The sequence below is a fragment of the Bythopirellula superficialaquae genome, from assembly GCF_059632245.1.
Map to the genome: position 1 here is coordinate 3,764,719 of NZ_CP197426.1, position 15,096 is coordinate 3,779,814.

Consider the following 15,096-nt stretch of genomic DNA (forward strand, 5'->3'; position numbering starts at 1 on the left):
TTACCAACACACCGATTGTGCATTTCGCCCGGGGTTGCGACAAGCTCCGCGGATATGTTCCACGGTATTCAATGAAACCTGTTTCTTGGCTACGTATCAGTTTAACCACAAGAAATTCTTATTTTTATATTGCATTCTCAAAATACCCCCGGCATATTATGTGAACATTTGTCACCTATTGGCCAATTACCTGCCGGGGAGGTGCGTAGTGCTCGCGAAATTGCATACTTTATCGCTGTTGGGGATCGATGCGATCCCTGTCGAAGTGGAAGTCGATGTCTCACCTGCCGCCATGCCGAAGGTGTTGCTCGTCGGCCTCCCCGAAGCCGCAGTAAAGGAAAGCACGCACCGTATCGAGCGTGCCCTCGTGAACAGCGGGTATGTACGACCACAAAACAGGGTGGTAATAAATTTGGCCCCGGCAGAACTTCCAAAACAAGCTGCATCCTTCGATTTGTCAATTGCCCTGGGGTTGCTCGCCGCGAGTGGGCAACTTGAATCTGATTTATTCGACCAATATGCCGTTGCCGGAGAGCTTGCACTTGATGGCAACACGCGACCCGTCAAAGGTGCGCTCTCGATGGCCATGTCTGCCGCCGGCCTGGGAAGCAAAAAGCGTATGCGCGGCATCGTTGTCCCCACAGCCAACGCCGCCGAGGCGGCTGTCGTTGAAAATATCGAAGTCGTGGCGGTCGACAGTCTTGCGCAAGCCGCCGCATTTTTTGCTGGGCATCTGCCCATAGAACCGACTCCATCGCAGCTGGAAGAATTATTCGAACAGTTGGGCGGCTACGAAGTCGACTTTGCCGACGTCCGCGGACAGGAAATGGCCAAGCGTGCGATCACCCTTGCAGCGGCTGGCAACCACAATCTGCTCATGGTCGGCCCCCCTGGTTCCGGTAAAACTATGCTCGCCAAGCGGGTGCCGAGTATTCTGCCTGGACTAAGTGCCGAGGAATCGATTGAAACGACTCGCATCTATAGCGCCATGGGCAAACTGCCTCATGGCAAACCGCTGCTTGCTCGCAGACCTTATCGCGCGCCGCATCATACGATCAGCAACGCCGGTCTCGTGGGGGGCGGTTCCGTTCCATCGCCGGGTGAAATCAGCCTTGCGCACAACGGCGTTTTGTTTTTGGACGAACTCCCCGAGTTTCACCGTCAAACTCTGGAAGTCCTGCGGCAACCGCTCGAAGACGGCCGAGTCTCGATCAGTCGTGCGCTCAGTTCAAGTGAATTCCCAGCGGATTTCATGCTCGTCGCGTCACTCAATCCCTGCCCCTGCGGTTATCGCAATGATCGCCGCCGTGAATGTCATTGCACGATTCCTCAAATTGAACGGTATATGAGTAAAATTTCTGGCCCGTTATTGGATCGAATCGACATTCATATTGAAGTCCCCGCCGTGCCTTACGGCGAGCTTTCTTCAAAATCCCTTGGCACGAGCAGCGACGCCATGAAGGAAGCGGTGCTCCAGGCTCGCGCACGACAAACCGAACGCTTTGTCGGCACGACAACGCGAACGAATGCACAAATGACATCCCGGCAACTACGCGAAAAGTGTCCGCTTGATGCAACGTGCCAAAAACTGTTGGAGCAAAGCGTCGATCAACTGGGACTCTCGGCCCGTGCCCATGATAAAGTCTTGCGAGTGGCTCGCACGATTGCCGACGTCGACGGTGCGGAGAATATAGGCGTCGAACATATTAGCGAAGCGATCAACTACCGCATGTTGGATCGTCAGTTTTGGAGTTGATTATCGAATCGCTTTTTTATTTTCTAGAGTGTCTTCAATATAAAGTTTCGTGACCAACACAATAACAACGACGAGTAGTGGCGTGGCTAACACTAACCCTGCCGCACCCAGCAAGAGACCCAGCGCAACTTGTGCCACAAGTGTCAAAGCGGGTGGCAGTGAGACGGTGCGTTGTTGAATCATAGGTGTGATCAGATAGCTCTCAATGGTCTGAATCGACAAATACAAAATTGCTACGTACATCGCCATAGTCGGCGATTCGACGAACGCGAGCAACAAAGCTGGCAGAGCCGAGAGCACTGGCCCAATGTTAGGAATAAACGTTAACAACGCCGCGATAACACCTAGAGCGACGGGCAGGGGAATGCCTAGCAGCCACAATCCAAGGGTCGTCAAGCACCCGACAACGAACATCGAAACAAGAGTGCCTAAAAGCCACCAACGCAAAGCCTCATGCAAGTCATGGAGAACTTCCGTAAGCCGCTCACGGTTTGAAACCGGAAAGAGCCGGATCAGTCCTTGCCAATAAGTCGCTGGATCAACGGCTAGGTAAAGTGCAAGAAAAAGAATAACTAAGGACGTGCTGAGAATCCCGGTCAATGAGCTAACAACATCAGTCGCATAGCTGGCGACATCTTCACCTTCAAGCGGTAGATCGTCGGTTGAATGGGGCAATTTTTCTAGGAGTCGTTCGCCCCATGAATACTCACGAATCTTTTCGGCCGTTTTTTCCCAAGAGCGGGGAAGCTCTTCAGCTAACATCGTCAACTGCTCGGCCACAGGATCTCCACTCACATAGAGCCCCGATCCCATTGCTAACACCAAGACAACGAGAGAAATTGCCAGCGACCATCCATAGGACAAGCCAGTCACTTTGGCAGTCAACTCGGCAACGGCTCGCAAGAAAATAGCCAGAAGCACCGCGCCAAAGCAAAGCAGCAACACTGCGGAAAGCTTCCAACTCACGATGCCTATCGCCACGATGGCAACAAAGATGAGTGCTGAAACAACAAAACGCGTGCCAGATGGCTTCGAAGCATTTGTAATACTATTTGAGCCTGGTATTGATTCAGACATTGTCTCTCGCTCCAGGTATTTAATTGGCCGTTGATTCACTTAGTGACGCTTCGTGCCACCCGCTTTAACTTTCTTCCGGGCATTCTCCGCCTGGCCTGTCATCTCATACAAAAACCGACTCGGCACCGTTTCACGTGGCTTGCCCCACTTCCGTCGGGTGAGTGCAAATGACATCGTCAATTGCTCTTGCGCACGAGTCACGCCCACATAGCATAGACGCCGCTCTTCATCGATCGCATCCCCTTCGATTTCGACCGACCGTTTGTGCGGCAGGATGCCTTCTTCCATCCCCACCATATAAACATAAGGAAACTCCAATCCCTTGGCCGAATGCAACGTCATCAGCGCAATGGCATTGTTTTGGAGTTGGTTCTCTTTATCCTCGCTGCTATCGCGCCCACCCAGAGCGATGTCATCCAGGAATTCCTGCAAGCTTGGTGTTTTCGAATGAGCCTCGTACGAAGCCGCGGCGTTGACGATTTCTTCAAGCGAAGCCGTGCGGGCCTCGCGATCATTCGGATCGGGGTACTGCCGATCGATTTCCCGGCGATAGCCGGTTTCGGCAATCACTTCGTTCACCAATTCGGCAATGGCCAGCTTCTCTTTGGCCTTCTGCAGGGAAAGAACGAGTTGCTTAAACTTCTGCACGGCCTCCGCCGCCGTAGCGTTAATACCGATCGTGCTTGCCTCGGATATGACTTCCCAAACTGTTTTTCCTTTGCTCGTCGCGGTACTGACCAATTGCTTCACTGTCGACGCACCGATATTCCGCGCGGGGGTGTTAATGATGCGCAACAGCGAAGGTTCATCGCGCGGATTTTCAATCACCTTCAAGTAGGCAAGCAAATCGCGAATTTCCTTGCGATCGAAAAAGCTCATTCCTCCCAACAGAATGTAAGGCAGTTTCACACGGCGAAGTTCTGTTTCAAAGGCCCGCGGTTGTTCGTTCGTGCGGCAAAGGATGGCAAAGTCTTTCGCCCGTACTCCTGGTTCCTCCAGTTGCCGTTTGATGTCAGCCACGACTTGCTCGGCTTCTTCCGTTTCGTCTTGCAGTTGCATGATACGCGGCCGCTGGCCATTGGGTCGCGCCGCGCGCAGCACTTTGTCGTGCCGTAGACGATTGAAGGCAATCAGCGTATTCGCATAATTCAAGATCGCGGCCGTCGATCGATAGTTGTCCTCGAGCCGCACAATTTTCGCGTCAGGCCAATCCTTTTGGAAACTCAGAATGTGCTGAACTTCCGCACCGCGCCAACCATAAATCGATTGGTCATCGTCCCCCACGACGCAAAGATTGCGATGTCCCATCGCCAGCCCTTTCACGATCTGGTATTGACTTTGATTCGTGTCTTGATACTCGTCGATCAGCACGTGGTCGAAGAGGCCAGCTTCATCGCGGCGGACGGTCGCAAACTTGGCGAACAATTTTTGCGTGAGCAGCAGGAGATCGTCGAAATCGACCATTCCCTTGGTCTTTAAATGTTCCTGGTAGCGTCGATACGCCGCCGCGGCCAGATGTTCCTTATCACTTTCAGCCACCGACGCCGCGCGCGACGGTTCGTAGCATTTGTTCTTCCATTGGCTGACAATCGCGAGCAAATCGCCTGGCTTCAGCGATTCGTCGGGGCAGCGAATTTCACGCAGCGCAGCGCGGGCTTCCCCCTCTTGATCCCCGCGATCGCATATCACGAACTGTTTGGGATAGCCCAGTTTATCAATGTGCCGCCGCAGGACTTTCACACAGAGCGAATGAAAGGTCGCTATGAACGGACGAGCTTGCAGTTTCTTTTTGGGTCCCAGAAGGTGGCTGGCGCGTTCCTGCATTTCGCCGGCCGCTTTGCGGGTGAACGTCACCGCCAGGATCCGGTCCGGTTTCGTGCCTCGACGAATCAATTCCGCAATTCGGTACGTCACGACGCGAGTTTTGCCGGTTCCCGCTCCCGCCAGCACCAAGAGGGGCCCAGAGAGCGTCTGGACCGCTTCGCGTTGTGGCGGATTGAGTTTATCGGACATGGCAGCAGTTATTTGGCTAGGCTCGGGCAGGCGGAACCTTGGATAGTAGCCCTCTTCGTAGGGCGAGAAAAGGACTTGACGTTGGGCCGAGCCTTGCCGCTAGCGGAGCCGCCTTGACGCTAACCGCTGACAATTTCTACACTTCGGTATTATCGCGCGGCCAGAACCGTGCCCTCCCTCTTACTTTGATTGATTGCCGACGCCATGAAATCCGAACGCCGCCACGATCTGGAAACCAACCAACTTGCCGTCCAAGTGCAAGATTTTATTGACCGCGCTAAGCCCTACGCCTCCCAAATAGCTTTGGTCGTCCTCGGGCTGGTTGTCCTTGGCTACATAGCTTCGTCTTGGGGCAGCGCTAACTCAGCGACTGAGAACGAAGCCTGGACGGAATTTACGCTCGCCAGCTATTCCGGCGATCCCGAACTCAACTCGATGAAACTGCTTGCTGAGAATGAAGAATTCGCCGGTACGCCAGTTCCCGAGTGGGCCTATCTCGCTTGGAGCGATCGCCAGCTTCTGTTGGCTTCGCAATCCTATCTCACGGACCGCACAACAACCAATAAGCGACTCGAACAAATTCTTCCTGTCTATAAGGAGATGGCCGCGGGAGCTGGCAACGCTCAACTGCAAGATCGTGCTCGCTATGGCATTGCCCAAGTTCTCGAAATGCAAGGCAAAGTCAAAGAGGCTCGCGAAGCCTACGGCAAGGTCAAAGGTGACCTCGCAACCATTGCAACCGCGCGGGCCGAACAACTTGATTCAGCGGATGTGGATGCTGCGTGTGAATGGCTCGCCACGGCTGAACTTCCCAAGCGTGAAACACCTGCCACTGGGGGTGCGGCATTAGGAACGAAACCTGACTTCGATGCCGAAGTTCCAGCGGCAGCTCCAAACAGCACACCCACCAGCGACACCCGCACATTGGAAGAAATCATTGGCGGAGACATCGGTGCGGCTGAAGTCGATCGCTACGAAGAAACGGAAGAAGCCGCTCCCACGACCACGGAGCCTCCTGTTGACGAAGTTTCCGAAGTGATCGAGGAAAAAGTCGAAGAAGCATCTGCCGACAAGCCCGCCGACGAACAGACAAGTCCATGAAACCGGACGAAGTCGAGCTACTCCCCGCGGATGATGACGCCGAGGATTTTCCTCTCGTCAGTCCCGCCGGCGCCACAGCCGAACAACAATTTTCGTTCGTTGTACCGGCAGAAGCCGCCGGTCAGCGTCTCGACGTATTTATCACCGCGCAGATTCCTCACACGAGCCGAATGAGGATTAAGCGCGGCATCGATACCGGCAAGACTCTCGTCGATGGAATTTCTGAGAAAGCTGCCCTACGAGTTGAAGCCGGTCAAAAGATCGATTTCACATTGCCTGCGCCTCCAGCGGTTGGTCCCGAGCCCGAGCCAATCCCGCTCGATATTCTCTACGAAGACGAAGCCATCGCCGTCGTCAATAAACCGCCGGGCATGGTTGTTCATCCCGCGCGTGGCCATTGGTCGGGCACACTGGCCAGTGCGCTGGTTCATCACTTTGGTGAGCTGAGCCAATATGGCGGCGCGATTCGCCCCGGCATCGTTCATCGTCTCGATCGCGATACCAGCGGCGTCATGGTCGTGGCCAAAACCGACTCTGCCCACATGGATCTCGCCGAGCAATTTCAGAATCGCACCGTCGAAAAGGAATATCTCGCCATCGTGCTTGGATCTCCCGACCGTGACCGCGACATCATTGATATCCCCATCGCGAATCATCCGTCGCACCGCGAAAAGATGACGCTTTTGGCCAACCATTCCACCAGCCGAGCCGCCCAAACTTTTTACGAAGTCGAAGAGCGCTTCCGTGGCTTTGCGTACATACGTTGCTTTCCCAAGACGGGCCGCACCCACCAAATCCGGCTGCACCTTGAATCGATTCGCTGCCCCGTGCTCTGCGACAAACTCTACGGCGGCCGCGCTAGGCTCACGATCGAAGAACTGCGCAACATGACGCGCATGAAGCAATTGGCCCCCAACCGCACGCCCGCGGAGATTGTGCTCGACCGGCAAGCCTTGCACGCCCAGATTTTGCGGATCTCGCATCCGCTCACCAGCGAACGCCTGGAATTCCGCGCCGAGCTGCCCGCCGATCTCGAAAGCGTGCTTGTGCTCTTGCGTGAAGCTTCGCAAAAAGCCTAAGTTAACCGCATCTTATCGCTGCCGTTCGCTAGCCAAACAGGAGACTGAAACTTGGGCATGATCAAAGAATTCAAAGAGTTCGCCATGCGCGGCAATGTCGTCGATATGGCGGTGGGCGTTGTCATCGGCGGGGCGTTCGGTCTGATCGTCACCGAAATCGTCAGTAAGGTTATCACTCCGATTATCGGCTATCTGCAAGGTGGCGTCGATTTCAAAGACAAAGTGTTTACTCTGCCAGTGCCCGAACTGGCCGAAGGCGTTGCCGCACCAAGCATTGGTTACGGCTCCGTCCTACAAGCACTGCTCAATTTCTTGATCGTGGCCTTTGTGCTGTTCCTCGTCATCAAACTCATGAACACGCTCAAGAAAAAAGAAGAAGCAGCCCCCGCGCCGCCCTCCGAGGAGATTTTGCTCCTCCGCGAAATTCGCGATCAACTTGCGAAGAAGAGTTAACCACGAAGACACAAAGGGCACTAAGAAATCTTTGTGTCCTTAGTGCCTTTGTGGTTCTCAATTATTCAAAGATGGTCTGCATGAGATCAGAGGTGCCCAGCGTGCGCGGGCTGATCAACAGTTCGCCCGCCGCGAAGCCCGCCATATAGCCGTAATTCGCGGCCATCGATTCGATTCGCGGATAAATGTATTGCTTTGCAGCCGGGAATTGAGTTTTATAACAGCGCACCGCATTGAGCTTCGCTTCGAGCGTGTCGCTGATATCGACAACAATCTGCCCTGCCCCCTCCATCGGATTCGCGCGATGCGATTCCAACGTGTAATACATCTGCGCGGCAATCGAATGGGGCGGCAGATTCGTGAAGTCGACATCCCACTTCGTGAGCCGCGAATAGAACACGGCCGCATCGGTGATTTGCATCGCTTGCCAATGGTCGGGAGATGCCATCGGCGTTTTCTCGCCCAGCCCGATCACCAACCTTGGCCGATAACGACGGAACTCAATCGCCAGCTTCACCCGCGCTTCATAGGAATCGAACAGCTTGCGGTTGGGCAAATCGAGCGTCAGCCGCACTTGTACTCCAAGAATCGAAGCCGCCGCCTTCGCTTCAGCCAGACGTTCTTCCGGTCCTGATGATCCTGGGGTGGGTTCGCCATCGGTGAGATCGATGATCCCCACGCGATAGCCTTGCTGCACCAATTTGGCGAGCGTTCCACCGCAACCGATTTCTACGTCGTCGGGGTGAGCCCCCACGGCAATCACGTCGAGTTGTTCCACTTCGCTGTTGGTCATGCTTTTCGCGCGGGCCAAAAGCCGCTGTCCTCTCGAATCCGTGCCAATTGTTCTCGCGATTCTTGGGATATCGGCTGCGTCGAACCTAACTGTCCCGCGAGAAATAGGATTCTGCAGTACGCATCCAGTACTTCCATCAAGTTATAAGCCAACTGCAAGCTCGTTCCAAACGTGACCGCCCCATGATTGGCGAGCAAACACGCATTGGACTTATCCACGAAGGGTAAAATCTTGCGCGCAAACTCAATCGTTCCTGGCGTCTCGTAGGGCACAATGGGCACTTCGCCCAGAAAAACATCGGCCTCGGCCATCGTTCCCATCGGCACGGGTCGACCCGCGATGGCGAAGGCCGTCGCGTGCGGCGGATGGCAATGCACAACGCTCATCACATCGGGCCGTGCCTTCAGAATTTCAAGATGCAATAGGACTTCACTCGAGCAGCGTTTATCACCGGAAAATTGCTGGCCGTTCATGTCGACCAAGCAAATATCCCGCGGCTCCATGAAGCCCTTCGAACACATCGTAGGCGTGCAGAGTATCTGCTCGTCGTTGAGCCGCACGCTGATGTTGCCGTCGCTGCCGGCCACGAGTTCGCGTTGCCACATCCGCTGGCCTATGGCACAAATCTCGGCTTTGATCGACTCGATTTTGTCCATGTTGAATGATCGCCGCTCGCGTTTAACGCCATTAACCGTGTTTCGCTCCACCAATGATCACCCGACGACCTTCCACGCGAATCTTGCCGCCAGCGATTAACTTCAGCACATGGGGCAGGGCCTCTTTTTCCACGCTGAACACCCGCGCTGCCAGCGAATCAGCCGTGTCGTCGTCAAACACCGGCACGGGCTGCTGCCAAATGATCGGCCCGTTGTCGTATTCATTATCGACGAAATGCACGGTGCAGCCAGTCACCTTCACGCCGCAATCGATCACGGCTTGATGAACATGCTGGCCATACATGCCCGGGCCACAGAACGACGGAATCAACGAGGGATGAATATTCACCACGCGGTTCGTAAAATCTTCCGGCACGGGGGCCAATTTCAAAAAACCCGCCATCACGACGTAATCGACACCCGCGTTCCGACAAGCAGCAAAGATCGCATCGCCGTACTCAACGTCAGTTGCAAATTTCTTGCGGTCGAAAATCGCCGTCTCGATGTTCGCGGCCGTGGCGAATTGTAACCCGACGGCTTTCGTACTGCTGGAAACTACCAACCGCACGTCGACGGGCAGTCCCTTCTCCTCCGCGGCTAGGTCCAACAAATTTTTGAGCGTACGCCCACCACCGGAAATGAGGACAGCGATCTTGATGGATTCGACGGACGTGCGGCTCATTGGTCCACCCGCACGTAAACACTCACCTCGGCATTGCCGATCTTCGTGATTACCGGTTCGATGCCTTTGAGTGATTCCAATACGAGACTGTTGGCCAATGTTTCGCCGATGATGTAATCGCAAAACATCTCGACAGCCTTGCTCACTGATTCGTCATCGGTCACGATGCCTATCTCGATGCGTGCTGTAAACTCGCAGTTGATCTCCTTGCGAATATCCTGAATCACCCGCACGACGTCACGACCGATGCCTTCGGCTAACAACTCCTCGGTGATTTCCGTCGCCAACACCACGACCACGCCCTTGTCATTCGCCGCGGCCCAACCCGGTTTGGCTTTGATGCGAATTTCGACTTCCTCGGCCGTGAGGGCGACCTGTTGGCCATCAATCTCCAAATCGATCTTGCCATTGTCGCGAATGTTCGCCAGCAACTCCGAGCCACTTTGCTGAGCCAACACGCCCTTCAACTTGGGCAACAACTTGCCAAGTTTGGGTCCCAACAATTTAAAATTCGGCAGCACTTCGTGATCGACATACTTCTCAGGCGTATCGGCGAATTCGACCGCTTTGACGTTGAGTTCCTCGGCAATCACGGCCGCGTGTTCTTCGAGCCACTTGCGATGCGTCACATCAGCCAGAATCACCTCCACCTTGGCGAGCGGTTGCCGCACCTTGAGCTCCGCGGCGCTGCGAGCCTGCCGGCCCAGTGAGGTGATCAATCGCACCAAATCCATTTGTTCCGAAAGGGCTTTATCGAACTTCGCATCACCCAGGGGATAATCGCAAAGATGCACGCTCTCAGGCACGGAATCGTTGAAGATTGCCACCGCCAAATCCCGCCACAGTTTCTCGGCCAAAAACGGCACAAACGGGGCGATCAATTTGCTGGTTGTGGTCAAGCATTCGTAGAGCGTCCAATACGCGTCGAGTTTGTCGGTGCTGCGGGTCTCCTTCGCCCAATAGCGGTCGCGACTTCGCCGCACGTACCAATTCGACAAACCATCGACAAACGCCGTGATCGCCTGACAGGCTCCGTAGTTGTCGTAGGCATCCATCCGCTCGACGACTGCCGCGCAGGTGGCGTGGAGTTCGCCTAAAACCCAGCGATCGAGTTCATTGCGTTTCGCAACTGGGCGGTATGATTTCGCATGGGCAAAGTCGTTGGGGGTGAGTTGCACCGTGCCGCCGCTCGCTGAAGCGAGCTCGTCGGCAGGGTTGAATCCATCGATGTTCGCGTAGATCGTGAAGAAGCTGTACACATTCCACAAACGCAACAGGAACTCGGGAATACTGTCCTTGATCGCCTCTTCACTGTAGCGGATCGACGTCCAGGGAGGTTGATTGGCAAACAGATACCACCGCAAGGCGTCGGCACCATATTTATCGAAGATCTCATTCGGCTCGCGGTAGTTCCGCTTGCTCTTGGACATCTTCTGGCCGTCTTCACCGAGCATCAGACCCAGCACGATGCAATTCTTAAACGGATGGGGATAAGGCGGAGGGGGGAAGTCGGAAGGCGGAGTATCCCCCTTCCCCTCTCCCCCTTCCGCCTTTGCGAAAAGCATCGTGCTGATCGCCAATTGGCTGTAGAACCAACCGCGTGTTTGATCGATGGCCTCGCTGATGAAGTCGGCGGGGAATTGCGAATGGAATTGTTCGGCCACTCCGGGCGCTGACGGCTCGCCTTTGTAACCCCATTGGGCGAACGGCATCGCGCCGCTGTCGTACCAGCAGTCAATCACTTCGGTGACGCGCTCCATTCGGGCGCCTTTGGCATAGGGCGAGTCATAAGTGACCGCGTCGATGTAGGGCTTATGGATCCGCAGATCATCAGGAAGCTCCGGATTCGCCGCTTTCGCCGCCTCCCAAACCTCAAACCCAGCCGCTTGCGGCTTAGCGAGCAATTCCTCGTAACTCCCCACCGCTTCCATCTTCCCGGTTTCACTGCACACCCAAATCGGCAGCGGCGTGCCCCAATAGCGTTCCCGAGACAGGGCCCAGTCGACGTTCGATTCCAAAAACTTGCCGAAGCGTCCGTCGCGAATATGCTCGGGAAGCCAATTGATCTTCGCATTGTTGGCGAGCATTTGGTCCTTGTATTCGGTCGTCCGAATGAACCAACTCTCGCGGGGATACTGAATCAGCGGATCTTCTTCCGCACGCCAGCAGAAGGGGTAATCGTGGAGATATTGTTCTTGATGAAACAACAGCCCGCGAGTCTTAAGATCGCGAATGATATCCTTGTCGCAATCTTTGACCCAGCGACCACGACAATACTCAGGCCCTTCGTCGGTGAACTTACCGTCGGGGGCGACAGCATTGATGAGTTTCGGCGGATTAGATGGGTTCTTTGCTTGCTGTGCAACAAGCACATCGTAGTCAACTTCACCAAACGCAGGTGCTTGATGGACTACACCCGAGCCACTGTCCGTTGTTACAAAATCTGCTTCAACAAGATGCCATTCCGATTTGGAATTTGCGCTGTAATAGCCGTTAAACGGTGGCAAATAACGCTTACCAATAAGCTCACTACCTTTAAGCGTTTCCTCAACCGTGAATTCACGCTTTACTTTCGCGGCAATCGTTTCAACGAGCGCCGAAGCAATGATCAATCTTTGTGGCTTTGTGCCTTCGTGGTTATCAACAACGACGGAGTACTCTAAATCGGGATGTACCGCCGCGAATTGATTGCTTGGCAATGTCCAAGGTGTCGTCGTCCACACCAGCAGCGATGTATCCGTTTCTTTGCCGTCATCATCCAACAGCGGAAACTTCACATACACGCTCGGGTCGGCCACCTGCCGATAGCCCTGCCCCACTTCGCCCGCTGAAAGAGCCGTGCCCCCCTGGGCCCACCACCAGACGATTTTGTGCCCGCGATAGAGGAGCCCGCGGTCAAACAGATTTTTGAGGCTCCACCAGACGCTCTCGATGTAGCTTTGGTGATAGGTGACGTACGCCGCATCAAGATCGACCCAAAAGCCGAGCCGCTCGGTGAGTCGCCGCCATTCCTGCATGTACCGCCACACGCTTTGTTGGCATTTTTGGATGAACGGCTCGATCCCGAAGGCTTCGATCTCCTCCTTCGAGTGGATGCCCATCTCTTTGCAGACTTCCACTTCCACGGGCAGACCGTGCGTATCCCACCCCGCTTTGCGTTCGCAGCGGTAGCCGCGCATCGTCTTGTAGCGAGGGAACAGGTCCTTGATGGCCCGCGTGAGGCAATGCCCCGGGTGTGGCATGCCATTGGCCGTGGGGGGGCCTTCGTAGAACACAAACGCCGGAGCACCATCGCGGGCGGCTAACGACTTGGCATAGATTTCGTGCTCTTTCCAAAACGCACCAACGGCCAACTCACGCTGCGGAAAACCTTCGTTCTTATCAATCGTGGGAAACATCGCGTCCATGGGGTCAAATGTCAAACTGAGACAGTAACAACGACCCGCAATTGTCTGGCTCGCGATACTGGTCCTGCGAATACATAGAACGCAGATTAGCGCGGATTAGGCGAATATTCGCGGATTGATTTTGACTATTAGTTTTTCATCCGCGCTAATCTGTTAAATCCGCGTTCATCAGCGACTTATTCTCATTCGTCGTCGAAGTCGGGATCGTCGCTAAACGGCGACTCGTCGTCTACGTCGGCGTCGTCACTGTCGCCATCAAAGTTGTCGGGGAACTCGACGTCTTCTTTCAGATCGTCTTCCCAATCTTCTTCAAAGTCGTCGTCGAAGTCGTCATCGAAATCGTCGTCGTCGAAGTCATCGAACGGGTCGTCCGCATCGGCAACAAGCGTCGAGGGCGACCAACCCCGCTTCCAGGCTTCGCTCTCGTCGTTCGTGTTGGTGTCGGTCAAACCCGGTGCTAGCAATCCCAAACCCATCTGTTCCACCTACCTAATTAGTACGACTTCAAATCAACCCAACATGTTCACCGGCAACGACCTAACTCGTGTCGTGCGGGGCCTTTAATTGGCCTGGCTTAATTGTAGGGGCGGATTCTGCCGCACGACAGGCGTCCTTGTCAAGTTCTGCCGCGGGGTAGGCATTCTGCCTGCCTCCAGAAGCGATGTGCTGGAAGCATACCCCACGCACAAGCTGAAGTTGGTGAAATCAGCGATTCGGGGTAGACTCGACCTCCAGCCGCGCCGCACCGCGTTGCCCGGCAAATTGTACGTTTTCCGTCGGCCGCAAGGAGGCACCGATGTCGCATCCCCCGCTCCGCTTCGTTCATGCCAGCGATTTTCACCTGGAACGCCCGCTTGGGGGCGTGGCCGAAGTTCCCGCTGCAATGCGCGAACTGTTTCTTGAAGCCCCTTTTAACGCGGCCCGGCACGTGTTCGAGACGGCCCTTGCCGAAAACGCCGATGCCCTGCTCCTTTCCGGCGACTTATTGAATTGCGAACTCGCCGGCCCGCGGGCGGTCGTGTTTCTCCGCGATCAATTCCAGCGGCTCGCCGATCATGGGATTCCGATCTATTGGGCCTGTGGCGAGGTAGATGCCCCCGACACGTGGCCCGCCTGTGCGAAACTCCCGTCGAATGTCCATATTTTTCCTGTGGGTCGTGTCGATAACATCGATCTGCTGCGTGAGGGCAAACCGATCGCGCGGATTCAGGGGATTAGCCGCACCCCCGGCATTGCCCCCGACGACACCGGATTTCATCGCGATGCCCTGGGACTGTTCACCGTCGGCGTGGCGTATGGCACGGCGGCGTCATCGGGCGCTGAAGGGGATCGCGTCGACTACATGGCCCTGGGCGGCCAGCATCAACGCCAGACGGTCGATCAATCGCCGGGGATCCCCCACTACTGCGGCTCGCCTCAGGGGCGGAATCCAAGCGAAACAGGCCCGCGCGGTTGTACCGTGGTTTACGTCGACGACGCCGGCCATGTGAAAACCAACTTCGTGGCAACTGATGCCGTCCGCTGGATCACCGAAGAGGTCGAGATCACCGCCGGCACCGAAGAAGATGCTCTGATGCTGCAAATCGAAGAACGCATCGGCAAATTGCAAACGAAACACCACGGCAGCGAATTGCTGATTACGTGGCACATCACCGGTCGTGGCAGCGTGCTCAATCACATTCGCACCGGCGGCATCAGCGACAAAATGGTCGAAGTCCTACGGGAACGCTACGCCAGGCTCAAGCCGAGTATTTGGACCGTGGGTATTGAATGCGATTCGCCGCTCGACGTGCCGCAGGAATGGGTCGACGAAGAAACGATCATGGGCGATCTGCTGCGGGATTTCCGCAAGCTCGAAAACGACCCGCTGATCGATCTGGTACTCGAAGAATTCCTTCCCGCGGAATTTCGTGAAACTCAGTTTGCCGAAGTGGCCGTGATCCAACCCGAAGAGCGGGCCCAATTGCTGTGGGCGGCGTCCAAGTTGGGGGTCGACCTGATGGATGGTGAAGAAGTGCTGGCGAGTAGTTAGTGGCAAGCGTTGATAGTAAGTAGCCGCGATTCGACGAATCGCCGGGG

At 55.4% G+C, this 15,096-nt stretch carries 12 protein-coding genes; 5 read left to right on the forward strand and 7 right to left on the reverse strand.

The window, feature by feature from the left end; genetic code table 11:
• Window positions 1-208 precede the first annotated feature (208 nt).
• Entirely contained in the window at window positions 209-1,756 is a 1,548-nt protein-coding gene (locus SH678x_RS15570) for a YifB family Mg chelatase-like AAA ATPase (RefSeq protein WP_496919375.1), read from the forward strand.
• Here SH678x_RS15570 and SH678x_RS15575 read toward each other — a convergent pair whose 3' ends face one another.
• Both SH678x_RS15575 and SH678x_RS15580 read right to left on the reverse strand, forming a co-directional pair.
• The gene (locus SH678x_RS15575) at window positions 1,757-2,872 is read right to left on the reverse strand and encodes an AI-2E family transporter (protein ID WP_496919376.1); all 1,116 of its coding nucleotides are present in this window, start codon (window positions 2,870-2,872) and stop codon (window positions 1,757-1,759) included. It abuts the gene before it with no gap.
• Window positions 2,873-4,846: an ATP-dependent helicase gene (locus SH678x_RS15580; protein ID WP_496919377.1), complete on the reverse strand. Its 1,974-nt coding sequence runs from the start codon at window positions 4,844-4,846 to the stop codon at window positions 2,873-2,875.
• Between the two features lie 204 nt (window positions 4,847-5,050).
• On the opposite strand from SH678x_RS15580, the gene SH678x_RS15585 reads away from it, so the two are divergent.
• From SH678x_RS15585 to mscL, 3 genes are read left to right on the forward strand one after another with little or no spacing between them, the layout of a single operon-like run.
• Window positions 5,051-5,947 carry a hypothetical protein gene (locus SH678x_RS15585; RefSeq protein WP_496919378.1) on the forward strand — a complete coding sequence of 299 codons (897 nt, stop codon included), beginning with the start codon at window positions 5,051-5,053 and terminating at the stop codon, window positions 5,945-5,947.
• Complete coding sequence (locus SH678x_RS15590; protein ID WP_496919379.1) at window positions 5,944-7,026, forward strand: RluA family pseudouridine synthase; 1,083 nt, start codon at window positions 5,944-5,946, stop codon at window positions 7,024-7,026. Before SH678x_RS15585 ends, SH678x_RS15590 begins: the two co-directional genes overlap by 4 nt.
• 57 nt (window positions 7,027-7,083) lie before the next feature.
• Entirely contained in the window at window positions 7,084-7,479 is a 396-nt protein-coding gene (gene mscL, locus SH678x_RS15595; RefSeq protein WP_496919380.1) for a large-conductance mechanosensitive channel protein MscL, read from the forward strand.
• 61 nt (window positions 7,480-7,540) lie between these two features.
• Here mscL and SH678x_RS15600 read toward each other — a convergent pair whose 3' ends face one another.
• The 5 genes from SH678x_RS15600 to SH678x_RS15620 all read right to left on the reverse strand — a co-directional run bounded on the left by SH678x_RS15600 (window position 7,541) and on the right by SH678x_RS15620 (window position 13,493).
• Entirely contained in the window at window positions 7,541-8,272 is a 732-nt protein-coding gene (locus tag SH678x_RS15600; protein WP_496919381.1) for a PIG-L family deacetylase, read from the reverse strand.
• Window positions 8,269-8,928, reverse strand: coding sequence for a class II aldolase/adducin family protein (locus SH678x_RS15605; protein WP_496919382.1), 660 nt, complete (start codon window positions 8,926-8,928; stop codon window positions 8,269-8,271). Before SH678x_RS15605 ends, SH678x_RS15600 begins: the two co-directional genes overlap by 4 nt.
• A gap of 31 nt (window positions 8,929-8,959) precedes the next feature.
• A complete protein-coding gene (purN, locus tag SH678x_RS15610) occupies window positions 8,960-9,610 on the reverse strand; it encodes a phosphoribosylglycinamide formyltransferase (protein ID WP_496919383.1) in 651 nt (216 codons plus the stop codon).
• A complete protein-coding gene (gene ileS, locus SH678x_RS15615) occupies window positions 9,607-13,008 on the reverse strand; it encodes an isoleucine--tRNA ligase (RefSeq protein WP_496923076.1) in 3,402 nt (1,133 codons plus the stop codon). The genes purN and ileS overlap by 4 nt, the downstream gene beginning before the upstream one ends.
• 191 nt (window positions 13,009-13,199) lie before the next feature.
• A complete protein-coding gene (locus SH678x_RS15620; protein WP_496919384.1) occupies window positions 13,200-13,493 on the reverse strand; it encodes a hypothetical protein in 294 nt (97 codons plus the stop codon).
• 320 nt (window positions 13,494-13,813) lie between these two features.
• Between SH678x_RS15620 and SH678x_RS15625 the strand changes: the two genes are divergently transcribed.
• Window positions 13,814-15,049: a metallophosphoesterase family protein gene (locus SH678x_RS15625; RefSeq protein ID WP_496919385.1), complete on the forward strand. Its 1,236-nt coding sequence runs from the start codon at window positions 13,814-13,816 to the stop codon at window positions 15,047-15,049.
• The last annotated feature ends 47 nt before the right edge of the window (window positions 15,050-15,096 follow it).

What these genes read in the sequence shown, in the direction of transcription:
- SH678x_RS15600 (WP_496919381.1), bottom strand. Translation starts at nt 8,272, where the DNA reads ATGACCAACAGCGAAGTGGAACAACTCGACGTGATTGCCGTGGGGGCT.
- SH678x_RS15605 (WP_496919382.1), bottom strand. Translation starts at nt 8,928, where the DNA reads ATGGACAAAATCGAGTCGATCAAAGCCGAGATTTGTGCCATAGGCCAG.
- SH678x_RS15580 (WP_496919377.1), bottom strand. Translation starts at nt 4,846, where the DNA reads ATGTCCGATAAACTCAATCCGCCACAACGCGAAGCGGTCCAGACGCTC.
- ileS (WP_496923076.1), bottom strand. Translation starts at nt 13,008, where the DNA reads ATGTTTCCCACGATTGATAAGAACGAAGGTTTTCCGCAGCGTGAGTTG.
- SH678x_RS15620 (WP_496919384.1), bottom strand. Translation starts at nt 13,493, where the DNA reads ATGGGTTTGGGATTGCTAGCACCGGGTTTGACCGACACCAACACGAAC.
- purN (WP_496919383.1), bottom strand. Translation starts at nt 9,610, where the DNA reads ATGAGCCGCACGTCCGTCGAATCCATCAAGATCGCTGTCCTCATTTCC.
- SH678x_RS15585 (WP_496919378.1), top strand. Translation starts at nt 5,051, where the DNA reads ATGAAATCCGAACGCCGCCACGATCTGGAAACCAACCAACTTGCCGTC.
- SH678x_RS15625 (WP_496919385.1), top strand. Translation starts at nt 13,814, where the DNA reads ATGTCGCATCCCCCGCTCCGCTTCGTTCATGCCAGCGATTTTCACCTG.
- mscL (WP_496919380.1), top strand. Translation starts at nt 7,084, where the DNA reads ATGATCAAAGAATTCAAAGAGTTCGCCATGCGCGGCAATGTCGTCGAT.
- SH678x_RS15590 (WP_496919379.1), top strand. Translation starts at nt 5,944, where the DNA reads ATGAAACCGGACGAAGTCGAGCTACTCCCCGCGGATGATGACGCCGAG.